The organism is Phycisphaerae bacterium (assembly GCA_035275405.1).
Taxonomy (GTDB): domain Bacteria; phylum Planctomycetota; class Phycisphaerae; order UBA1845; family UTPLA1; genus DATEMU01.
Window position 1 is genome coordinate 1 of record DATEMU010000019.1, and the last position, 23,690, is coordinate 23,690.

Sequence of the window (23,690 nt, forward strand, 5' to 3'; positions counted from 1 at the left end):
ACAATTGCCCAGAGTCCGTCGTCGACGAGAGGCTTGGCCATATGCGTGTCCTCCATGACACCCGGTGTCGTCGCATCCTGCAACACCCTGGCTATCGGCACTCTTCGTCATTGTTTATGAAGTTCTTTTAGGGACTCTAAGGGCAACGAACGTCGTGATCACGCTGCCGTCCGCCGCGCCGGAGACCGCATTGTTAAGCGGTTTGCCAGTACTCTCATTGGCGCTTGCCAACAACCTTCTCGCGAATTACTTTGATCTGCTCATCAAGGTCTTTGTACTCGCCTTCCAAGGTGAACCGCATATCTGGACGATGAACTTGCAATGACTCCGCCGCTGCATCGCAAACGCGCATTGGGAGCCGCCTGTCTTGGTCATCAGGTTGAATAGCGTAGGTGTAACCGTCTAACGGCCGCGTGTCATTGAGAAGCCGAATTAGAATCGGGACACACCATTCCTCTTTTATCTGCCGCAATGCCTCAGCCGCACTGTGGCCGCGCTGAGCGCTCGCATCCTTGAGATAGCGCGTGAATGTCGGGACCGCATTTTTCCCCAGGCGTTCGGCCATGGCAACTAGTAAGTCATGGCCGTCCCCGTAGGCCCCCCCTTCTTCCATAGGGAGAGCGTCCAGAAAGCACTGGAGCCGATCTCTTATATGATCCGTGTCGTCGATGCCCGGAAGAGCGGCGAGTAACACGTCGATGTCGCCTGTTTTTGTAAAGATGGCTCGGATCGCTTCGCGAACTTTGGAGTCTCGGCACCATGAGACCGCTTTGATGAATTCATCTGTCCGCACACCGTTGGCGACTTCGCGGCGGATAGAAGCATCGAGTTCCTTTTCTGTCGCAGGCGATCCCTTGCCCCGAGCGCTGGTCTTGTTGACATCGAGTTTGCGGAGTCTTTCCGCGATCAGCGCCGTACTCTCCTTTGGAAAAAAGTAGAGCAACCGCATCGCGGCTTGGATCTGCAACTCGCTGCCAAGATTCCAACTATCCAGCGAAGGTCCCTGAAAAACTCCCTCGGTGGCATAGTCCAACAGCAGAGTATTAAGCAGTTTTCGAGCCGGCTCGTCGCTGGTCCAAATCTTGCGAACCTGTTCGCGAAGCGTGACGTCCTCGGTGGGACTATTGATGACAATACATGCCGTCGGCTGATATCTGACGGCCTGATAGCCCCGACCAACAATCTGCCCGATCGCCACCAAGCAGACGTCGCCGATTTTGACGGTGTAGGACTCAATGCGCTTGTCGGTATTCATTGCCTCGTCAACGTCCTTCGGTGGGCCGAGGACCTTTATCTCCAACTCATTAACCGGATTGCCCCACAACTCGTTGGCGAGCCACATGGCAGCACCGCGTTCTAGCTTGAGTTTCGTGGGGGTCTTGTCGCCAAGGGCCCCCAGGAGGAACGGGAGCGCTTCCGGCCCGATTTCGACGAGGGTCTTCAGCGCCGCTGACGACTTGAGCTGATGATCCGTCAAGATCATCGCACCACTGTGCTGTTGGTTTGGTAACGGGAGAAAGGCCGTCCCACTCATCGTGGTGGAGAGACCGAAATCGGGGGCATCAATGTCGGCGAGACGGGCGATGCACGCCTTGATTTGAGTCGCCTTCTCCTTGGTCAGGGGTTCCCTGGGACCAAGCTCGATTGCGGGGACGCTGCCAAGTTTGACTTTCGGTCGGAGCCGTTCCAGATCGTAGGTGGGATCCTCCTGATTCTGCGCAGTATCATCCGATGTGGCCTGTGCTTGTTGGGCCATTGCGCTTCCCGCAAAGCGAATAGACAAAGACAGCGAGAGAGAAATGAGAAGGGTCAGCGTAAGAATGAGTTGTCGAAACATGGCAGCTTCTCTCCTTCGAATGACCAAGCTCATCTGTCGGGGCCTCCGAGGGGCCGTGTCGATCGAGGGATTGAGGCTGAGCGTGGCGAATCGAGTCATGATCGATTGGTGCAGGCGATGATCTACTCGTTGGGCGACTCGATTAGCGTTCGACGCGACAGCGGCTCAAACGTAATCCGACGTCGGTCGAATACACCGAGCCTTCCCAGGAGGTTGGGCACATTTTCTCGCGTTGCAATTGCAACGGGAACTTTGAAGGCGGGCTCGTCCCGGTCAAGTCGAATCGCCAATTCGTGGACGAACGCCTCGCTGTAACCACCCGCCGCATTGGCCAAACGTACGGGACGGCCGCTATCCAACTCGATGCCGAGTTCTTCGGCAAACGACCGGCGGACGAAGGTCGCAATCGCGCCGGAGTCCACCACCATATGAAGTTTCGTGAATGTCCCGGATACAGCCTGGAATTCGGCGACGATGACCGGAACCCAGACCCTACCGAAGTGAGGGGATTCTTTCTCGCGCCACTCAAACGCCGCCATAAACGACATCCGCGTCGGCCATGACCGCTTCCAAGACAAACTCGCCGTCCGCACAGACTTGTCGGGCTTGATCCGCAGCCTCTTTGGCCGTATTGCCGACGCCCACCACGCGGCCGCCGTAAACCGCGATCCATTTGCCCGCGTACTTGCGATCTATTTCGATACCGTGTTCGACAAGCCAGGCGATATCAGTCTTCGTGTCCATACCAAGCCTCGATGGGATCATATTCCATCGCCACAACCCAGACTACCAGCCCCCGTGCATTTTATCACTTGTCCTCATCCTTGATGCCCATTCCTCTTCGATCCGGCGGCTCGGGGCGATTCGGCTTGACGTAGGGATGCGACTTGACCTCGGCCATCAGGTGCGCGATCGCGGCGTCAAGTTGCGGGTCGCCGCCGTCGACCATCTTCGCGGGATCATCGACGACCACCATGTCCGGATCGACGCCGTGACCCTCAACGCCCCACGTGCCATCCTTCTCGTAGAAGCCGAAGGTCGGCACATTCGTGTTGCCGCCGTCGATGAACGGCGGATTGCCGCTGATGCCGACGAGACCGCCCCATGTGCGCATGCCGATCACCTTGCCGAGCTTGTTGAACTTGAACAGCCACGGAAACATATCGCCGCCCGAACCGGCCAGACCGTTGATCAGCATGCACTTGGGACCCTGGTGGGAATCCGGCGGCCACGGCCAGTCCTCGCCGTCGCGCCGCGCCCAGTAATTCGTGATCGGCCGGTTGAGGAGTTCGATGAACCGCGTGGGGATCTGCCCGCCGCCGTTCCAGCGCTCGTCGATGATCAGCCCGGCCTTGTCCGTCTGCCCGTAGAACTGGCGAACGAGATCGTTCTGGCCTTCGAGACCGGTGTTGGGTACATAGATGTATCCGAGTTTCCCCTCAGATTGCCGCTCGACGTACGCCCGGTTGCGCTCGATCCACGCGCGGTACCGGAGCGGCGCCTCGCTCGCGATCGGCTTGACGACGACGTCGCGGGCCTTGTCGTCGCGCGTCGGCTTGCCGCTGATCGTGATCGTCACGTTCTTGTCCGCGAGCCCCTGCAATGCCGCCCACGGATCGCGCGTCGTGTCCACGGGAACCTGATTGACGGCGAGAAGATAGTCGCCCTCCTTGACGTCGATCCCCGGCTCCGAGAGCGGCCCGCGCCCGTCCGCGTCCCACGGCCCGCCTTCGTAGATCCGCTTGATGCGATAGGCGCCGTCGAACAGTTCAAAATCGCATCCAAGCATCCCGACGGTCACGCTGGGTTCCTTGTCCACATCGCCAGCGCCGCGAACGTAGGCATGGCCGATATTGAGTTCGCTGATCATCTCGCCGATGACGTACGTTACGTCGTCGCGGCTGACACAGTCGGCCAGCATCCGCTCATAGACGGCGCGGGTCTTTTCCCAGTTCAGGCCGTGCATGTTGGGGACGTAGAAGTAGTCGCGGTGAATCCGCCACGCGTCGGTGAAGATCTGCTTCCATTCCGCGCGGGGATCGACGCTCGCCGTCATGCCCGAGATCGACAACGGCTTGTCCAGTTTCTGCTCCGCCGCGGCGTCCACCATGGCATAGGTCTTCTCGTCCTTGCGGATGAGGAGTTTCTTGCCGTCGGCGGACATGACGAACTGCTCCACGTCGTCGACGACCGTCTTCTCCTCTTTCTTGTCCGCCTTCTTGTCCTTCAGATCGAGGATCTTGATGGAGGGCTTGGCGTCGATGCCCCGGGACACGCCGCGCGTGTAGAGCAGATGGCCCTTGTCATTGACGCAGAGCCTGGCAAAGAGCCCCTTCTTCGGTGGCAGGAGTACCGCGCGACGCTCGAATCCCTCGAGGTCAATCTTGACGGGCTTGATCTCCTTGTCCTTCTTGTCCTTTCCGTTTTTCTTGTCGTCGCCGGGTTTTGTTGAGGCGGATTTCGTCGTGGGCGTCGACGGCTTATCGACATCCAGTGACTTGTCTTTCTTCTTGTCGTCTTCCTTTTTCTCGTCGGCATCCTTTTCCTCGTCGTCGCCGTTCTTGCCCTTCTCGGCCTCCTCTTTCTCCTCCTTTTCCGCCTTCTCCTTGGCCTCGCCCCACAGTTCCTCGTCGCTCTTGGGAGCCAGCGGCGACTTCACGTCCTTCCGTAGCGGTACCGCAAAGAGCTGGTCCAGCTCCGCATACACAAACGTCGTGCCGAGGTCCTCGTAGATCGGAGCCGAAAAACTTCGAGCGCTGGCGAAATACAGGAATTCTCCCTCCTGATCGAACGTCGGCCACGAATCGGCGAACCGTCCGCTCGTCACCTGGTGCTTCTTGTCCTTCTCCACCTCGTACAACCAGATCGCCGTGAGCCGATTGGGCATTTGCTTCGTATAGACCACCCAGCGCGAATCCGGGGACCACGTCGCCCGTGTCGGATCGCCGGACGGATTGGTATCCACCAGCTTCGTCTCTTTCTTCTCGACAACATGCCGATAGATCGCGCCGGTCTTGTCGGCAAAGAGGATCTGCTTCGAATCCGGCGACCACGTCGGTCCGAAACGAAACACCTTGCCGTCCTTCGTCAGTTGCCGCGGCTTTTCCTTCCCGTCCGACTGCACGACGTACAACTCGTATTCCCCCGTCGCGTCGGAGAAATACGCGATCCACTGGCCATCCGGGCTCCAGGCGGGGTCGCGCTCGGCGACGCCGCTGGTTCGGGTGAGATTGCGGGGGACGCCTTCCTTGGCCGGGGCCGTCCAAAGGTCGCCCCGCGCCTCGAAGAGCGCCCGCTTGCCCGTCGGAGAAACATCCCATCCGGCGATGAATTCATTCGCCTCCACGATTCGCGGCCGGATCTTCGGCCGGTCGCCGGGGATGACAACCAGCACTTCGCGCGATTTGCCGCTCTCGAGATCGAGCAGGAACAGCTCCGACCCATTTTGAAAAACAATCTCGCCCTTGCCCAGCTTGCCCGGGCCGATGGAAGGCCATTTCACGTCGTAGTCGGCGAAGTCCGTCACCTGCTTGCGCTCCGCGGACTTGGTGTCGTACGACCAGATGTTCAGGCGGTGGTTGGCTCCGGCGTCCGAAAGGTAATACACCTTGGCGCCGTGCCACATCGGCAGGCTGTCGAGGCCCTCCCAGTCCGTAATCTGTTTCGACGTCCGCGCCTTCAGATCAAAGAGCCAGAGATCCGTCTGCATCCCGCCGCGATAGCGCTTCCATGTGCGAAAGTCGATGCTGTGGGGCGTGTAGGCGAGCACTTGTCCATCGGCGCTGATCGCGCCATTCGCGCCGTACGGAACAGGTATCTTGGTCGGCAGTCCGCCCTCCGGAGAAACGGTATAGAGCTGCGTCTGCCGCGCCAATCCCGCAAAGCCGTTAGTGGCGTAGAGGAGCCGTCCGTCCGCGGTCCAGTCGCACAGTGTCTCCACGGCGGGATGATGCGTCACCCGCGCCGAGACGCCGCCCTCCGTCGGCACCACATACAAATCGCGATTGCCCTCGTAATTCCCCACAAAGGCGATCTTTCCGCCGTCGGGGCTGAACTTGGGCAGCAGCTCCGGTCCCGGCGGGCTGGCCAGCGGCGAAGCGGCGCCGCCCTCGCGGGGTACCAGCCAGAGATCGTTGGCGTAAGAAAAGACAATGTGCGTCGCGCTGACGTCGGGATACCGCAACATTCCGGCATGCGGACGGTGTTGATCGGCCTCGCGCGTGCTGGGGCCGTCCTCCGCCCGCGCCGCGCGCAGGATCAAGAGGACGCCTACAAGGCTGAGAAAACAAAGTCGGCTGCACTGGCGCATGAATCCTACTCCACTTTCCACGACACGACGGCGCGCTCGGCGCCGCACTCTTCCGTTTCCGTTTCGTCAGAATGACAAGGGAGGATGTCCAATCCGCATTCTGCGACGGGCGCCGTCTCCACCGTTTGGTCGGTGACCGTCGCCGCCGCACTCCGCCGGCCCCTCGTAATAAACACGACGCCCGTCACGATGATGGCCATCGCCGCAATCGTCCACGACCCTACGGGCTCCTTCTTGACCAGGAATCCCAGCAGCACGGCGACGACCGGATTAACGTAAGCGTAGGTCGAAACCTTCGCGGCGGAGGTCACCGTCAGAAGCCAAGTATAAGCACTAAAGGCGATGATGGAGCCAAAAACGGCCAGGTAGAGCAAGGCCAGGCACGAGGAGAGCGAGAAATGCCAGGTGTCCATCTGCCGCCACTCGCCGGTAACAACTCCGGCGACGGACAAAAGGATGCCCCCGGCCAACATCTCCATGCCCGCAAAAAGCAGCGGCGATGCGGGCATACGGGCGTGTTGCGACCAGATCGAGCCGATGGCCCAGGACAACGAACCGAGCACGACCACACCGGCACCCAAGAAATTGAGCGACTCTCCGCTTATCGGACGCGGGTTAAAGAGGATGCTTACGCCGGCAAATCCCATGACCAACCCTATACACTCCGAGCTTGTCGGTCGCACGCCGCCCCGTCGCACCCAGTTGATCAGCACCATCCACAGCGGAACCGAGGCGACGAGGAGAGCGACGACGCCCGAAGGGACGGTCTTTTCCGACCAAACCACAGCGCCGTTGCCGCCGAGAAGCAGAAACGCGCCGAGGATCAGCGCCGACTTCCAGTGCGCTGCGGAAGGTTTGGCCGCGCCCCGCCATCGGGCCCAGGCGTAGAGCGCGGCGCCGGCAATGATGAAGCGCCCGCCGGCCATGGCGAACGGTGGCAGCGATTCGATGGCGATGCGAATCGCCAGGTACGTCGAGCCCCAAACGAGGTAAATCGCCGCAAATGCCGCGACCAACGCGAGCCGCGAAGGCTCGCTGACCCTTGATAAACTCATTCTCCGCCTGCTTTCGAGGCTTGCGCAAAGGGTAGGAACCATCTGGCGCCGGCCCTGCGCCGGCGCGCCTGGTCATTTGAAGGAAAACTGCGCCTCAATTCCCCAGTACGAATTCCAGCGCCTTAAGTTCTTCCTCCTCCGCTTCGTCCGGGTAGGCGTGGCCGACATCATCGTATACACGGAGCTTGACCTTGGCGCCGAGCTTCTTGTAGCGTTCCTCGGCATCCCGGTTCGATTTCAAGATGGCGTCGTCATCATCCGCGCCGACCATGGCGTAGATACGCAGTTTGGCCAGCGCCTCTTCATCGATCTCCGATTCGGACGGCGCATCAAAGCGGCCGCAGACAGGAATCAGACCGTGAAAGGTGTCCGGATTCCGGGCGCCGAGCGACCACGTTATCCACGCGCCCTGGCTGAAGCCCGCCAATACGACGCGGCTTTGGTCGACCTTGTGCTCGTCCATGACCTTGTTGATCGCGTCGAGAATATTCTCTTCGATTTCGTCGAGGTTGGATCCCCATTCGTATTGGCCTTCGCTGATCTGCGCGGTGCCTTGCGGAGCGAGCAGGATCGCGCCCATCCGCTGCGCCGCCGCCTGCCACCTCTGTGTCGCCTCCCGCATGTTGCTGCGATTGCCGTGCAGCACGACGAGCAACGGCGCCGGTTTTTTCGCAGCTGCACCTTTAAGAGGCGTCACCTGCCAGAGAAATCCCTCGCGATTGCCACCCGACGCGCCGCGAGCTTTGGCCAGGGCCTTTTCATAGCGGGAATCATCCCGGATGCTTTCAAAGTCGGAGTCGTTTTCAATTTGTCCCGCAAGATCCTCGCCGAATCCTCCGAACCCGATCGCCTTCTCCAGGTGCTCGAACGCCTTGTCCGTCTTGCCCGTCTGCGCGTACATGCAGGCGACGTTGTAGTGCGACAGGGACTTCAGTTCGTCCCGATCGCCGCCGTCGGCCAGCTTCGCGGCCTCCAGTGCGAGCTTGAGTCCCTTGTCGTATTGCTTCGACCTCGAGGCCTGCACGACCTGCTCCGCGAGTCCCAGTACTTTGCGCTGACGCTCCTGCGCCCCCATCGTCGACTTTGTATCCCCCGGCTCTTCTTCCGTATCGGACTCCTTCGCCTCGGGTTCCTCATCCTCATCTTCTTTCTCTGTCTTGGATGGCGCGTCGTCCGACGCCCCTCGTTCGTGCCGCTGAACCCGGCGAACGATCTTGCGAAAACGATCCTCGCCGCGGATCGTGCGAAAGTCTGAGTCGCTTCGCAGGTGGCTCGCATCGTCGTACCCCGCGTCGACCGCCTTCTCCAGCCATTCGTAGGCCTTGGCCTTGTCGCCCATGAGACAGTGCAGGCAGGCGATATTGTAAATCGTGTCGACGTGCTCCGGCCGCTGCTCGTGCATCGTCTCGGCGATCTTGAGCGCCTTGTCATAATCCGCTTTTTCGTACGCCCCGCGGAATTCGCGCTGCAGTTGGCCGAAGTCCCTGGGCGGATCGTCCGCCAGACTCGGCTGGACTACGCAACCGACCACCATGAGGACCAACAGCCTGCGTGTGAAGAGAGCGCCGCGATGGGGTTGAGTTGCCACGATGAACTCCTTGTTGGATGGAGCGACCATGAGGGTTTGAGCGCCACTGTCCGCCGATGGTCCTGCCGCTCGCCGGGGGGATTATACACCGCGCGGGCCGCTTAGGCAGCACCCGCACGTCGCTACTCCGGCCGGCCTTGCAGGCGGATTTGGGGATTCACGAACTCAAAGTCGTCCAGATCGCCGCTGCACGCGCTACCGCGAATTTCAAGAGTATTGGTGCCATCCTGAAGCAGAGCGGCGTCGAAAACGGCCACGAAAAAGCCGAAGCTGCCATCTTCCGGAGACTCGTCGAGGCTGACATCCAGGTATTGACCGTTGATCCGGATCCGATGGGGGCATTGCACGCCCTTGGCTAGCAGTTCGAGCGCGGCAACTCCATCGTGAAGTTGACCCGCCGACAATTGGAACTCTCCACGATAGTGGCGGCCTTCCGACTCGCGCTGGAACTGGCTGTTGATCTGCCCGACAAAGGCGTCGTTGCCCAGGTGATGCACCACGGGAAACTCCTCCAGCGGAACGACCTGGAGCGACTGCGGCCGAAGCGTAAAGTTGAGCCGCGTGGATCGCCCCGCCACGATGCGGTTGGCAACATTTCGCGACTTTGGCAGATAACCGGGTTTCGACGCCGTAAGTGCGAAGAAATCCGGCAGGTCGGGGACGTTGATTTCATACTTGCCCTTCGCGTCGGTCGTGGCGGAGAGCGTCGCGCCCCCCGGCAAATCAAGTTGGACATGGGCATCGGCGAGCCGCTCGCCGGTCATATACTCCATCACGCGACCGTAGATGCGGCCGACCGCCGGAGCGGGAGGAGGAATCTCAGCGTCGGCGACTGGCGCTGCGGGAGGCGCGGTCTCGTCGGGCAAATTGACGGCTATCGCAGTGGGATCGGCCGTAACCGGTATCTCCGTTGAGGGCGAGCCCGTCGCGCCGCCCATCGATATTCGGCCATCGGAGATTCCGTTTCCGCCCGCGTTGATCTGGCCAACTCCGATGGGCGAACCGTTGGCCGCAAGACTCTGACCGCCGGGAGGACCGGATTGCGAACCATCCGTCGATAGTTGAAAAATTGTCGAAGTGCCGCCCCCGCCGACCAGCGAATACCCCGGCCGCAGAGCACCCGTGGATGTCCCGGCCGCGAGCCCACCGCCCGAGCCGGAGCCCACTTCCGATGTAGAAATGCGCTGACCCGATTCGGCGATTGGAAGCGCGACATCAATTTGGCCGCTTCCATTGGCAAATGAAAGTGCGGTGCCACGGCCGAACGCGACGCCGGGCAGTTGCGAATTCCCCGGGCCGAAGCCCGTACCGCCATCGAACGTCCCGACCCCCGTCGAAGCGACCAGACTGGGTTGCGAAGTAGGACTCCCTACGGCATCCGGCGGGAGTTCGTGGATCGTGCCTTCCCCCGTTCCGAATGTAGTCACCGTTGAAAAACCGGCCCGCACCGGAGTCGACAGGAGAGCGACCGGGGCATTCGACGCCTCACCGGTGGACTGGCGAGGAATATCGCCGGCCATTGGCAGCGAGATGTCTGTATCCGGAATCACTCCCAGTATCGCGGCGGCGAAATTCGTCTGCATCACACCCGGTCCCGGCGCGCCGGGACGCGTCGACGCGGCGTCGGTCATCGGTCCACTTTGGGCGACGCTTTCAAAAACATGCCCGCCGTCACCCGTGTTCTCGGCCGCCAGTTCCGCTCTTTGCAACAGCACGGCGGGCTGTGTCGTAGGCGGCAGAAAACGACGGCCGATCTTCATGGCCTCCGCAAGTGGAGGCGCGGCGTCTGACGCTTCCAGAGCGCGCGAACGCGACCGCTCGGCCGGCAGCGAGTATTCGGCCGAAGCGAGCGAAACATCGGTCGGGGCCACTGGACGTAGCGGCGCGGGTACGGGATTCGGCGAGGCATCGACAGACCGAGCCTGAATGGTGGAACTCTCGCGCGGCGCGTCCGTCGGGGAGATAGGCACGACCATTGGTGCGGAAGAGATCGCCGAGGTCATCCGCGGCGAGGCGCGATCCAACTTCGGCGCCGCCGCGGGCGGTGCGTCCGCGTGCGTCAGACCGCCGCGAATCTGAAGGGAGAGATCGCCGCTGCGCCCGCCCGGTGACAACGCGACTTGAATCGGACCCGCGCGGCGGACCGCCGACGCGATCGTAGCCGTCACCTTCACCGCGTTGAAGCAGAGCATGAGCAGGGCATGGACCATGAGCGACACGATCAGACATCGCGCCAGAAGACTCAGCCGGCGGCGGTAAGCGTCCCGCATGAGCGCAAGGAGCAGCAATAATACGAGGAGCCCGAGGAGGGCCCACATCACATTCGGCCCGATCTGCCTCCACAACGCCGCCCATTGGATGACGGGCTGCCGGACTTCCACATCATGAAAGACTTCGCGCGAAAACGTCCGGTAGAGGTGATACCGCGCCGCCGACGAAGACTCGGCCTGTGTGCCATCGGTGACGGACCGATCGGAACTGAAGTGCAGCGCATAACCGCCCACGTCGAGCGCCGGGTCGAGTTCATTGGCCGTGGTGTTGACGGCGCCGCCGAGATTGGCGGGAGCCTGGAATTCGCCTCGGACCTTGCGCGTGCGATAGAGGTCAAACCCGCCCAAACCACCGGCCCGATCGGACGCGAAATAGAGAAAGTCGCCGATCGGGCTGAACGCGGGCGCTCCGTCATTGCCCGCGGAGTTGGCCGCTTCGAGCGGCTCCGCGGATTGGAACCCGGCGTCAGTGATCGACGCTGCGTACAAGTCATAATCATGTCGGTAAAGATCTTCACGCACCGTCGCACGCCAGGCCTCGTCTGAGGGTGGCGTCTCATCCGGCTTCGGTCGGTTTGAGGAAAAGCACAAGGTCCCGCCATCCGGTGACAGCGCCGGGCCGTATTCGTTGTACGCCGTATTAATCGCCGAGCCCAGATTCGTCGGCGGTTGCCAACCGTCCTCCGTCTTGCGAGCAACCCAAAGGTCATAGCCTCCCAGGCCTCCGGGCCGATCGGTGTAGAAATAGAGGGACTGACCGTCTGCCGACGGCTCCGGGCCGAGTTCATCATCGTTCGTGTTTACTTCTTCGAAGGGTTCGGGGCTGCTCCAGCCCTGGGTGGTACGAGTGGCGAGATAAATGTCCGCGTTGCGACCAGGCTTTCCGCGTACAAAGAATAGTGTTTCCCCATCGGCGGAGACGCGCGGCTCGAATTCATCCGCCGGTGTGTCGGTCAGGTTGCCGACCGGCGTCGGCGTCTGCCAGAGGACTTCGCGCAATGTGGCGGTCGCGGCCGATTCGCGAATCGTCTCCGCATCCGTCAGAAACGTCATGCGCGTCGGGCGAAGGAACCACCACCATGCGCCGCCGGCGACCGCGATGAGCACGACCACCGATATGACCAATACTCTCTTCACAGATCGCCCCGGGCGTTATTCCAAAACCGTGTCGATGTACGGCTCCTGAATGCCGTTGGCCTTGCAGAGGTCGAGCACGCGAACGACGTTCTCATAGGCCGTCCGCCGGTCGCCCCGCACCGTAACCTTCTGGTCGGCGTTCTGTTTGACGGCGTCCGCGACCAGGGTTTGCAGTTCGTTCGCCTCCATCTTCCGGCCCCCGACGAAGATCTGGCCGTCGTTCTGCACGTTGACGATCATCTCGCGCAGCGCCGCGCTGATCGGCACCGAGGAACTGGCGGCCGGCAGGGCGATCCGCATCTCCCGCTCGACCTGGGCGATTGTCGTCGCGAGCAGGAAGAAGATCAGCAGGTTGAAGAGAACATCCGCCATCGGCACGAAGTCGATGTGAATGTTCGAATCAGTCTCGGAGTCTTGTAACAACATGGCAGGCTCCTGATCGTCGCTTAGGCCACGGCCGGCTGGGCCGCGAGTGGTGCTTGAGGTTCCGAAATGACGGACGAGGCGGGAAGCGTGTGCGTCCGCTCCGACAATTCAGTTGCGTGCGAATCTCCGCCGTGATTCTCGACGAAATCGACAGCGACGCGGTCCATCTCCACCACCAGCGAGTCGATTTTTCCCAGGAGCATCTGGTAGGCGACCATCACGGGGATGGCCACGAGGAGCCCTGCCGCGGTACAGGTCCAGGCTTCGTAAATTCCCTTGGCCAGCGCCTCGGTCTTGCCGAGCGATTGTCCCGACGCGGCGACCGACTGAAAGGTCTTGATCATTCCGAAAATGGTTCCCAGCAGGCCGAGCATCGTCGCCACCTGCGGCAGCGCGCCGAGCAAACGCATGCGATGGCGAAGACCAATAATCTCGCGCCGGCCCGCCTCGCCGACGGCCTTCTCAATGACATCGATTCGCTGTCCGCGGCGCTTGACGGCCGCCGCGATGACGTTCGCGACCGGGCTCGCGCTGGCTTTGCATAGATCGAGGGCCCGTGCCCGATCGTTCGCCGCGCCCGTAATCCCCTCAAGGAACGCGGGCGGAATCACCCGTTTTCGGCGGAGCACGACAAGGCGCTCGACGACGACCGTCAGTGCGACGAGCGAACACACGCCGATCAGGATCATCGTCGGCCCGCCCTTGACGACGAAATCGAACACAGAATGGACCTGCATCGCGGACGCTGCGTCGGGCGCTTGCGCCAACAATGTGCCCACGAACGAATGAACCTGTGGAAACATACATCACTCCTGAGTGTGTTGATCGCCCCTGAGTTCAACCCGACGTATGGCCGGGGACGACATTCGTAGCCAGTTCCGCCAGTTGCTTCGCGGCGAGGGCCGACCATTGCGTGTCGCCATACTTCTCGACGACGGTCTTGAACTGCGCCCGCGCCTCGGCGGACTTGGCCAGCTTGGTGAAGCAGCGCCCCGCTTCGTAAAGCGCCGCCGCGCTCCATTCCGGGTAGTCGTACAGGATGTCGACCTTGAGCAGTTCGCGGACGGCCTCCTCGTATTGCTTCTTCGCGAACAGACATTCGCCGATCTGAAATTGCGCCCGCGCGGCCGTCGGTCCCTTGTGCCGGGCGACGACGTCGCGATACGCCTTGATCGCCTCGTCGTGTCGCCCCTGGTTCTCTCGCGCCCATCCGAGCCCGAACACGGCTTGATACCATCCGTCGCGTTCGCCGAAATCACGCAGGTACTGGTCGAATGTCTCCTCACTCTTGGCCCAGCGCTGTAATTGCGCCTGAACCTCGCCCTGCCGCAAGAGGGCGGAAGGCGCCATCGCTTCTTCCAAGTCGCCGCGCATCGCCCGATCAAAGTGCTCCGCCGCTCGTTCATACCTTTTGGCCTGAAAAAAGGCCTCGCCCGCGTAGTAGTTCGCCGTTGGTTGAAGCGGGCTTTTTTCAAAGCTCTTCACGAAACTCCCCAGCCCCTCGCCCGCTTCGGCATACCGGCCGGACTCGAATTGCCAAAGTCCCCTTCGAAACGCCACCTGTTCCGCGAGCGTTCCCGTCGGGTCGCCTTCACCGGCGAGTTCCTGTTGCAGTCGGCCCAGTAGCTCCAGCGCCGGTTCAAACCGCTTCGCCGCGGCCTCCTGCGACGCCAGTTCCAGCATCGCGTGCAGTCGGAGCATCCCAGCGGCCTTGTCCGCGGCCAGTTGGCGATACACCGATGCCGCCTCCTCTTTCTTGCCCGTCTCACTCAGGCACCACGCCCGCTCGTATTGCGCGGCGGATCGAAGCGTCGCCTCCAATTCCCCCAACTGCACTCGGTCAAAGAGTTTCATTGCTGCGTCAAACTTCTTTTCTCGCGCCAAGGCGATGGCTCTTTGCGCCCTGGCGCTGTTTGCGAACGGGTGATCCGGGTAAGCCTTCAGAAACTTCCCGAAAGTCTCGCTCGCCGTCTTGAAGTCCTGCGCGCCGGCCTGCGCCGCCCCCCGGTGAAACAGCGCCTCGGCCGCCAGTTCCGGCGTCGGCGCATTCTCGACCGCTTCCGCCAGGAGTTCGTCTGCCCGCGCCGCATCCCCCGATTGCAGGGCCAACGCGCCCAGATGGTTGCGGGCATAGGGCGCAAAGCGCGAGTCGGCGCCCTCGGCCAGGACTTCCTCGAACGCCTCTTTCGCATCATCCGTGCGCTTCAGCTCCAGCAAGGCCTGCCCGCGCTCGAAGATTGCCTGCAACCGGTGCGGGCTTGCGGGCGATTCCGCTAGGAGCCGATCGAACGCCTTCACCGCCTCCTCGCCGCGCTTCTGCCGCGCCAAAGCCAGTCCCAGCCTGAGCAACGCGTCGTCTTCCGACGTGCGATCCACGGGCTTCTCTAGAAATCGCCCGAACCATTCCTCCGCCGACTTCCACTCGCCGCGGTCAAATGCGGCATTGGCCAGCGCGAACAGCGCCGGTCGGACGCGCGGGTCGGAATCCACTCGCTCCGCCGCCTCCGCAAGAAACGGCGCCGCGTCATCGACTTTTCCGGAATAATGGAGCGACATCCCCAGCCGGTAGCGCGCCAGGCTCGCATTTTCATCCTTGGGGAATTGGTCCAGGAATTTGCGATATCGCGCCGCCGCTTCGGCGTATCGCTTCTGAAGGAATTCGTTTTCCGCCGCAATAAATGCCACCGCTCCCGCGCGCGGGTTCGAAGCCAGCCGCTTCAGAAACTCGTCGCAGCGCTCCTGGCTCGCTTCGTATTTCGCCGACTGATGCAGCAGCGTGGCGAGCAATTCGAGCGCTTCGGGCAACAACGAATGCTCCTCGAAGCGAGTGACGAATTTTTCTGCACACCCGATCGCCAATCCAAGCTCCCCCGCCCGACCCAGCGCGACCGCCCGGTCATAGGTCATCTCCGCCAACAGCTTGCTTTCCGGGTGCGCCTCGAGCGCCTTCTTAAGCCGCCGCGCCGCCTCCTCAAACTTGTCCTGACGAAGCTCGCACTTCGCGATCCAATACGCCGACTCGTCCGCCAAATTTGGGGCGGCTGTGGCCGCTCGCTCCAGCGCTTGGACCGCGGAATCGAAGGATTTCGCCTCATACGCAGCGCGACCGCGAAGAAGAAACGCGCCCCCGATCAGCGAGCTTTCCGGGTGCTTCTCAATCAGTTCGTCGAGCAGCCGCCCGGCCTCGGCGTAATCGCCTTTTTGAAGGACGAGCGCGGCCAGGCCGTACAACGCGTCCGGTCGAAGCGGACTCTCCGCCGCTTTCAACACCTCCCGATACTTCGGCCCGGCCTCGTCAGGGCGGCCGAGTTGATGCCAACATTGCGCCAGCAGCAATTCAGCTTGCAGCCGATTCGCCGATTTCGGATAGGCCGTCAGTAACTTCTCCAGGTGCGGCGCGGCCTCCGCATAATCTGTTCGCGCCATCTCCGCCATCGCCGCGATCAGGCAGACGCGCTCGATCTGAGGCGCTTCCGGCCAGCGTTGGAGGGCCGCCTTGCACCGGGCACGCGCCTCCTTGAATTTGCCCGCCTTGAACAGCGCCTCGGCGAGTTGCGTCCCCGCCTCCGCCGCAAGTTTGTGGTCACCGTAGTCGTCCAGTACGCGCTCAAAGGCGCGAACCGCGGCGTCGTAGTCCCCCGCCGCGAGCTTGCACTGGCCCAGCATGGTCAGCACGTCCGCCGCGAATGCGAAATCCTTCACTTCCGCAAGTTGTTCAAGTTCGCTTGCGGCATCCGTTTGCTTGCCGGTTCGAAAGAAACAAACCGCCAGACCGTATCGCGCGACCGCCGCCTTCTCATGGTCGCCGTGGTCGCGCAGGAAGCTGCGATACTCGGCGGCCGCCAGGTCATAAAGGCCGCGCTGCAGGAACCCGTTGGCGGCGTAATAGGATTGCAGCAGCGCCTCGCCGCTGGCATCGCCGTCCATCCCACGGACGGACGTGCAAAGGAATACGGCCAGGTAACAAAGCGCCCCTCCGCCGCGCGATGGGAAACGATGCATGACCGCGTCTCCGAAAATGATGGACTCTCGGCCGGAATTCGACCGCGCCTACTCACGCTACGTCGCGACCGCACCGGTGGATCAATCGGTTTTTTTTGAGCAATCGGCGGGGCCGACTTCACCCTACTACTCTTGTCGTAACACTACGTCAAACGTAGTAGGTGGCGCACCTTCACCCGCCTTGCCGCGCCCGACGGGAACGACAAGAGGAGCCCGTGCCAGCCCGGAAGGGTTGAAAAACTACGCCGCTATGCTAAAAAGTCTTTGTCCGACAAAGAGTTGCGCCCGTAGCTCAGCTGGATAGAGCACCGGATTTCTAATCTGAAGAGACGCGATTACTGAAGAACAACTCGACGACAACCCCGCGCCATTGCGCAGAAACGAGGGTGTCGCGGGGTTGTCGCGAACTTTCCCGCCGTGGTCGGCGGCAAAGTGACGCACAAACTGACGCACAAAAACGGTGCTTGCTTGAACCGACCTGCCCATCGACTTGTCATGACGATTGCTAACTTGAGTGAGCCCACGATTACCGAGTTGATGGGCAATAGGCCCGCGATCGCGCGACGGCACAACGCGGTATGGCTTTCCGGAGGATCGCGGAAAGAAGGGAGGGGCGTGATCGCGCGAGCGCCCACTGTCCGAAAAGCCTAGACGGAGTCGCGGCGAGTTAGAGTCTCCGGTTCCTATTCCTCGGCCAAGCTAGCAACACGATTAACAGGCCGGCACTGGCTGCTTCCGGTACCGGCTTGAACGCCATGCCAATGGGGTAGTCCAAGCCCCCGCTTTCCGCAAAGACCCGGACAAATGCGCCAGAAGATCCGTCAAACTCGACGACGTTGTCGGCGGTTTCATTGGCAACAAACAGATTGCCGTTGGGGCCGAACTCGACGACCCTCGGACGTTGAAGGTTTTCGCCGCTTGCAAACACGCGAATGAACTGCCCCGACAGGCCGTCGAACTCCACGACGCGATCGGTCTGAATACTGGCCACGAAGAGATTGCCGTTCGGCCCCCAGGCCATGCCGGTAGGGTCGTCGAGGCCTCCGCTCCCGGTCGAGACGAATTCGCCAAGATAGGCCCCCGTACTGCCGTCGAATTTCAAGACGTTATCGTAGGCCCCGTCGTTGGCGACCAGAAGATGGCCGTCGGGGGTGAGGAGCAGCCCTTGCGGATTGAACAGCAGGCCAGCGCCTAAAGTATCGAGGAAGGCCCCGGTCCCGGAATCCATTCGCGCCACATGACTTCCGGCTGCGCTACTCGGGACATTGGAGACGAAGAGATATCCCTCCGGCGAGAACAAGAGTTGATTGGCTTGGTCGATGGCGGGATGGGCGGCGAACGGACCGACAACCTGACCTGTGGCGCCATCCATTTCCTGAATGGAGTCGGTGGCCGAATCGGCGACGAAGAGATTGCCGTTGGGGCCAAAGCCGATGCCCCGGGGGACATGAAGACCATCGCCGACAAACGCAGCGACGAACTCCCCCGTGACTCCATCGAATTGAAGCACGTTGTTGCTGACGTGACCGGCGACATAGAGATCGCCCGGTGCTCCGACCAATCCGGCACGGACGACGGACCAGGGGCTTATGATCATCAACGTTGCCGCAGCGGTGACTGTCAAAGGGCGCATTGCACTAATCCTCCTGGAATGAAGCACTCTCTGTCTTTTTCATCGGAGGTTGTCGCGACGATGGAGGAGAATGGCTTTGCGGTCGCCACGGGATCGGAAACCCATTCCCTTCTCGATACAGGATCGAGGCCATGAATCAGGCAAGCTCGCGTCCCCGTTGGAGGCGGTGCCGAGGCCTCGTCGCCCCCCTTTTCTGGGACACTTTTCGCAACATAATCCCCCTTACCGGAGCTAGAGGTTCGAATCGATACCTCATAACCCGGAGGTCGCTGGCTCGAGTCCTGCCCTAATTACCCGGATCGAGTTACGCCTTCGACCTTAATGCTTCTGGCGCGATCATGCTCCTACAGAATCACTGCTGCAGTCTTTTGGAATCTAGACTACCGACACCAGGTCAACACATGAGGCTACATCAAAAGGCTTACATTCACTCGGCACTCCCAACAGGGATGAATGGCTACGACATGCTCAGCAATCGGTTCCGCGCGCTACATCTCGATTTATTCTTCTACTTTCGTCACTGGACATCAAGAACGATGCGAATGTCCGGCCGCTCATTTGTAATAGTCCGAACGCAGTCACGAGTAATTCTCGTGTCTCGTGCATCTACACTCCGGAGTGAACCCAGGCCACTCTCTTCTCTGAACAAATATCTCAAGCCGTCGTCAGTAATCCTCGCGCTTCGGAGATCGAGGACACCCAGGCACGCGAGCCCGGTCCCATTGCGGGCCAATCCCATCAATCCCTGATCTGTCACATCCGACTCACAAAGACTCAGTACGCGAAGCTCCTTTAGACCGGTGCCTGTCCGCGCGAGTTCGTTCAGACCCTTATCGGTTATCGGTGTTCCATTAAGAATCAATACCTCGAGTCCCTGAAGTCCGGTGTCCGATGAAGCCATGGCCCTTAATCCTTGCTCTGACACCATTGTTTCATATAAATGCAACGCCTTAAGCTCCTTCAGGCCGGTGTCCGGCCGCGCGAGTTCTTTCACGTCTGCGTCTGTTATTGTTGGGCCCCCGAGAATAAGTACCTTGAGCGCCCTGAGCCCCGTATGGCGACCCGAAAGCGTCCGGATCCCCTCCAGTGTTATTTTCGTGCGGTACAAATGTAACTCACCTAGGGCGTTGGCCACATTATCAGCGCACGCAAGCTCGGTTACTCCGTCATCCGTAACCTCCGTATTGCTAAGGTTCAACATGGATTCAAGATGGAAACCTGGATCGGCAAGTATCACCTTTAGGTCCAGATCCGTAACCTCAGTGTGTTCAAGATTAAGATTGTCAATCGTCTTCAATCTCCTAATGGCCCGTAGTGATTCCGAGCTGGTTTTTGAATTTGAGAGATCCAAGGAAATGATGCGGCCGAGCCCTTGTAAATATCGGATGGTTGGCAGTGTAAATGCACCCCGAACTACTACTTCGCCAGTTGCGGCATCATACGTGCAGTAACGCTCGAATTCCGTCCTGGCTGCCTCGGCATCCCGCTTTAATCCCCAAGTCTTTACAGCTATGAGTGCAATAGCAGTTAAGACCGTAACAAGCGTAATCTTCGCAATTACCCTTGCTCGCCGCCAAGGGGCCCGATCGATCTCCTTCAATGCCAGGCGGATGAGGACTGCCAGAAAATCGTGAGACACTTCCCAGTGCTGACCGATCTGTCTAACAAGCCCGTACCTTGCCAATGTGTATAAGGCAATGTCTACTCTGCTCAACACAATTCCTGTCGCATTGGCCATCGTTACTGATCCAAGAGGCTTCTCACGTTGCCCAGTCGGCGTCACTAGCTTGTCTAAGATTGCCGGAGCGACATCCCGAATCTCACGCGAGTCTATTCGTGTTCGCACATAGGTCGCAATAACGCCCTTAACGGCTTTTGTTTCGGTTGCGGCAAGCTTGCGCCCGAGTGCTGGGTCGGATTCAAACATCACACCACTAAGATTCAGTGCGATGGGGGTCGCATATTGCGGCATATCTCCGAGAGCTTCGGCTTGACGAGCAAGCGCAGCGGCTAATTCATTATTGTCCGGCTGTGGACCTCGAATTTGAGTGAGGCCCTGGAGCATGAAGGTGGCAGCCTCCTTTACGTAAAATGGTGGTACGTCCTGCCAGGTATCTTTCTCAAAGCGAAGAGGCAATCCGAATGACTGGAACGCATCCGCGTATTCTGAGCGAGTCACTAGGACGCAGGTAATCGCATCAATGGGATTCTCGATGAGGGATTTCGCCAGAGCTACTGCTGGAGGAATGGCTTGGGCGTTTGGATCAACGCCGACGACAACTTCTTCGAATTGATCCAGGGCGAGCACGAGGCGTAGACTCTGCGTCTTTAGCCTCGTTCCAACTCGCTCCAGAATATCCCTTGAAGAGAGATCATTCAGGTTTGGCGGACTTTTCCATAGTCGAGCCTGGCTAATTAGAGCGTCGCGAAGTGTTGCGGCAAAGTCGCCGAATGCTCGAATCATGACTGCTAGGAATTGCTTGGCACTGCCATCGGGCAAGGTGAGGTTAGTGCAATTCAGCATCGGAATTACGTATGCATCCATGAGCGAGCTTTTCCCGTCCCGGATTGGCCTGTGACGTAGATCAAGGGCCGAGTGGTGCTGCGTATCCAATCGAAGATGACCTCATGTTTGCAGTCTGCTCGGTGGAAACGAGTCGGCTCGACCTGACCCTTGGGAGGTGGTAGGGGCTCCACGCTGAAAAAGCGATGCGAACGCGTTTCGGTCAACAGACGCTCTGCCTCAATTCTCTTTTCCTCGAGCCTTGTTACCCTCCACTTTCTTAAGCATACGCATAGGGCGACGACTGCTAACATAGCCGCAACGAAAAGTGAGGTACCCCACCATTTCAGTCCCTCGAGCCCCGGGAGGCCGCGAATCGATTCGTGCAGCGATTTGAGGCTCTCAATGAGTTTTCTCCAACCATCTACATAGGTAACCAGAAGTCCAAGCACTGCGGCCGCCGACCCAGCTAGGGCAAATCTCTTCACGCTTGCCCCGGAGGGCGTGTTAGGCTGGATATTCGCCATTAGCGTCGGATTCTATCGAATCCTGCCCAGATGGTCACGCGAGGCTGCGAAGGTGCCCGCCGATAGATCCACGACTACTCCAAGGCTGGAATGACTTCGTCTTGAAACCTGAGATGTCCATTCTTAACGGCGACGGCAAGCCCGCCGATGTGGAGATGCCCGTCACCAATCAACAAGCAATACTCGGGTAGGACGATCCCCACTCACTCATCGCCGGGAACCGAAGGCGGTCTCCGTCTCGGCTAGTACGGCCTTCAGCCTCGGAATCCCAGCCAGCGAGAATTTGCGTTCCAAGTCAACGCTTACACATCTAACGTCGGCCGCCCACCGGTAACAGGCTGTCAATCAGCTTAGACCCCGTTCGTAGAAAATCTCGAGCGGCTACGCGGCCTTGCCGCCGGTTGTTTCGGCTCTCGACCGTCGCGCCACGCCGAATCCTACTCAGAGACCGCGATGACCCCGTACGAGCACGTCATGCAACATAACCCCCGTTTGGGGAGCTCTTGTTTGGTGACCTCTGGCTTACAAACCGGAAGTCGATGGTTCGGTCCAACCGACGATGCGATTGTCGTGCCAAGCAGTGCGAGGATGCGATCCGCGGCCGCGTTACGGCGTCAAATGGAAAGGGCCGCAGCGAGGGCGACACTTGCCTTGCCGAAGGCCTAATCCCCAATATGGGCAATTACGCATGCCCCAACAGGCCGAATGCTGCTATACAAGCAGCAGATTTGCCGGAGTTTAGCCTGCTGCTGCAATGGCAGCAGGGCCAAAGCACAAGCAGGCGCACAGGAAAACGTGAGGGATGTTCCGCGCCATGCGAGTCATGGCAGGCCTGACTCAGCGGGGCCTTGCCCGTACACTCAGGATTCACCGCACGAAAATCCACCGGTCCGAGATCGGGACGGGCGGATCGATCCGGTGGAATTCGCGGCATGGTGTCGGGCCAGCGACGCCCGGCGAGATGATCCACCATCGCCGTTGACCAGTAGGTTTCAAGGATACGCGATGCTTAAGATGACCCCTTCGACTACAGGCAATCGCCTGGCAACCGCCGTTGTGAATTGACCCTCTGGCCAACGAGTGCAAGGGCGACTCTCTGAGATTGGAGACGGAAGTACAATGGCTAAGACACCGGACACAAAGGCGGACCCAACTCCCGAGGACTCGAGTCTCACTGTTACACGCATCAGCATAGCATGGCGCGCGCTCAACGAGACGATTAGGTATATCCCCGAGGTGGGCAAGTACTTCCTTGCAGTGGTTGGCCTATCTGGTGCAGCCAGCCTCTGCGGCGCACTGTTTCTTTACAATTGGCAAGTAGCGTTTATCGCGGGGGCAGTTACTCTCGTCGGCGCGCTGCTGATATTCGTCTTCTCTAGTGTGCAGCACACTCAGGTCAGAGACCCGATACTTCGGAGGGTACGACAGCTTGGTTTGACATTGATCGCAACAGTAGTTGTCGGATTCGCCGTTTTCCTGGTTGCACTGTTTATCGGCCTCGTTTTCTCCTATCCTCGCGAGTTCTCCGACTGGCTCAAGTCTATGTCTGCTTTGCAAGTTTCGCGCCGCTTGATACTCCAAAGGCCGATAGCGCACCCTGATAAAAATGGACGCTACTTACTCCCAGAGCAAATGGAAAATGCCCGTCTTGCAATACAGGTTCAAGTTGTTGGCAAAGAAATACAGCCATACACTCTTGCATGGTCCGCAAAGTCGGAGCATGCCGTGACGTTCAGCGACCCATCGGCGTCTTCGCCAATTGTAACATTGCCGAATGTGGCGGCACCATGCACTGTTCACCTTGAAGTGCGAGCTCATGGCGCGCAGGATGCACTTGGACTTGAGATACTTGTGCCTATTCGCGCAAGAAATGACGATCCTCTAGTCGCGATACAACTCAAATCACCACGCGTTCTATCCCGACGAGCCGTCGACCTCACTTGTACTGTAAACGACCCCGACAGCGTGAAATTCACATACGAGTGGATGTGCGATCAACCCGGCATACAAATAGGCAGTCCTAGCAACCAGTCGTCAGTGTCTTTCGATATGCCTCAGTACGACGTCACCACAGATGTTGCTGTGGCAGTCCATGTCAGCGATGGTGAGAATACCGTTGTAGGAAAGCATATCTTGCGATGCTCGCCTTTCAATAACACCGATATATCCTTAGATGATGTCATAAGCTTAGACCGCGATACATACCTAGCGGTAGGGTCGCGCAAAAGAGATCTCTATGCTCAGGATGCGATTGTAGCAACACTTAGAGTCCCTAAAAGAACTTCATAAACAATGACGAAGAGTGCCGATAGCCAGGGTGTTGCAGGATGCGACGACACCGGGTGTCATGGAGGACACGCATATGGCCAAGCCTCTCGTCGACGACGGACTCTGGGCAATTGT

13 protein-coding genes are annotated in these 23,690 nt (G+C 59.9%); 1 reads left to right on the forward strand and 12 read right to left on the reverse strand.

Annotated elements, in window-relative coordinates; genetic code table 11:
* Positions 1–214: 214 nt before the first annotated feature.
* From VJZ71_21725 to VJZ71_21780, 12 genes are all read right to left on the reverse strand, one after another.
* On the reverse strand, positions 215–1,837 hold the full coding sequence (locus tag VJZ71_21725; protein HKQ50703.1) for a hypothetical protein: 1,623 nt from the start codon (positions 1,835–1,837) through the stop codon (positions 215–217).
* A 122-nt stretch (positions 1,838–1,959) separates the two neighbouring features.
* Positions 1,960–2,376, reverse strand: a complete 417-nt coding sequence (locus VJZ71_21730; GenBank protein ID HKQ50704.1) for a retropepsin-like aspartic protease — start codon at positions 2,374–2,376, stop codon at positions 1,960–1,962.
* Entirely contained in the window at positions 2,363–2,581 is a 219-nt protein-coding gene (locus tag VJZ71_21735; GenBank protein HKQ50705.1) for a DUF5678 domain-containing protein, read from the reverse strand. The genes VJZ71_21730 and VJZ71_21735 overlap by 14 nt, the downstream gene beginning before the upstream one ends.
* A 64-nt stretch (positions 2,582–2,645) precedes the next feature.
* Positions 2,646–6,146 carry a PDZ domain-containing protein gene (locus VJZ71_21740; protein HKQ50706.1) on the reverse strand — a complete coding sequence of 1,167 codons (3,501 nt, stop codon included), beginning with the start codon at positions 6,144–6,146 and terminating at the stop codon, positions 2,646–2,648.
* Between the two features lie 5 nt (positions 6,147–6,151).
* Positions 6,152–7,201, reverse strand: coding sequence for a drug/metabolite exporter YedA (yedA, locus tag VJZ71_21745; GenBank protein HKQ50707.1), 1,050 nt, complete (start codon positions 7,199–7,201; stop codon positions 6,152–6,154).
* Between the two features lie 94 nt (positions 7,202–7,295).
* Positions 7,296–8,789 (reverse strand): dienelactone hydrolase family protein, encoded by a 1,494-nt coding sequence (locus tag VJZ71_21750; protein HKQ50708.1) that lies wholly within the window; start codon positions 8,787–8,789, stop codon positions 7,296–7,298.
* A gap of 122 nt (positions 8,790–8,911) precedes the next feature.
* Complete coding sequence (locus tag VJZ71_21755; GenBank protein HKQ50709.1) at positions 8,912–12,196, reverse strand: carboxypeptidase regulatory-like domain-containing protein; 3,285 nt, start codon at positions 12,194–12,196, stop codon at positions 8,912–8,914.
* Positions 12,197–12,211: 15 nt separating this feature from the next.
* Positions 12,212–12,622 (reverse strand): biopolymer transporter ExbD, encoded by a 411-nt coding sequence (locus VJZ71_21760; protein ID HKQ50710.1) that lies wholly within the window; start codon positions 12,620–12,622, stop codon positions 12,212–12,214.
* Between the two features lie 20 nt (positions 12,623–12,642).
* The gene (locus VJZ71_21765; GenBank protein ID HKQ50711.1) at positions 12,643–13,425 is read right to left on the reverse strand and encodes a MotA/TolQ/ExbB proton channel family protein; all 783 of its coding nucleotides are present in this window, start codon (positions 13,423–13,425) and stop codon (positions 12,643–12,645) included.
* 34 nt (positions 13,426–13,459) lie between these two features.
* Positions 13,460–16,624, reverse strand: a complete 3,165-nt coding sequence (locus VJZ71_21770) for a tetratricopeptide repeat protein (GenBank protein HKQ50712.1) — start codon at positions 16,622–16,624, stop codon at positions 13,460–13,462.
* 667 nt (positions 16,625–17,291) lie between these two features.
* Complete coding sequence (locus tag VJZ71_21775; protein ID HKQ50713.1) at positions 17,292–18,257, reverse strand: NHL repeat-containing protein; 966 nt, start codon at positions 18,255–18,257, stop codon at positions 17,292–17,294.
* 517 nt (positions 18,258–18,774) lie between these two features.
* Positions 18,775–20,871, reverse strand: coding sequence for a hypothetical protein (locus VJZ71_21780; GenBank protein HKQ50714.1), 2,097 nt, complete (start codon positions 20,869–20,871; stop codon positions 18,775–18,777).
* A 1,535-nt stretch (positions 20,872–22,406) separates the two neighbouring features.
* Between VJZ71_21780 and VJZ71_21785 the strand changes: the two genes are divergently transcribed.
* A complete protein-coding gene (locus tag VJZ71_21785; GenBank protein ID HKQ50715.1) occupies positions 22,407–23,576 on the forward strand; it encodes a hypothetical protein in 1,170 nt (389 codons plus the stop codon).
* Positions 23,577–23,690 lie beyond the last annotated feature (114 nt).

Coding starts and splice junctions, on each gene's coding strand:
- VJZ71_21725 (HKQ50703.1), bottom strand. CDS start 1,837: ATGTTTCGACAACTCATTCTTACGCTGACCCTTCTCATTTCTCTCTCG.
- VJZ71_21730 (HKQ50704.1), bottom strand. CDS start 2,376: ATGGCGGCGTTTGAGTGGCGCGAGAAAGAATCCCCTCACTTCGGTAGG.
- VJZ71_21735 (HKQ50705.1), bottom strand. CDS start 2,581: ATGGACACGAAGACTGATATCGCCTGGCTTGTCGAACACGGTATCGAA.
- VJZ71_21740 (HKQ50706.1), bottom strand. CDS start 6,146: ATGCGCCAGTGCAGCCGACTTTGTTTTCTCAGCCTTGTAGGCGTCCTC.
- yedA (HKQ50707.1), bottom strand. CDS start 7,201: ATGAGTTTATCAAGGGTCAGCGAGCCTTCGCGGCTCGCGTTGGTCGCG.
- VJZ71_21760 (HKQ50710.1), bottom strand. CDS start 12,622: ATGTTGTTACAAGACTCCGAGACTGATTCGAACATTCACATCGACTTC.
- VJZ71_21765 (HKQ50711.1), bottom strand. CDS start 13,425: ATGTTTCCACAGGTTCATTCGTTCGTGGGCACATTGTTGGCGCAAGCG.
- VJZ71_21770 (HKQ50712.1), bottom strand. CDS start 16,624: ATGCATCGTTTCCCATCGCGCGGCGGAGGGGCGCTTTGTTACCTGGCC.
- VJZ71_21775 (HKQ50713.1), bottom strand. CDS start 18,257: ATGCGCCCTTTGACAGTCACCGCTGCGGCAACGTTGATGATCATAAGC.
- VJZ71_21785 (HKQ50715.1), top strand. CDS start 22,407: ATGGCTAAGACACCGGACACAAAGGCGGACCCAACTCCCGAGGACTCG.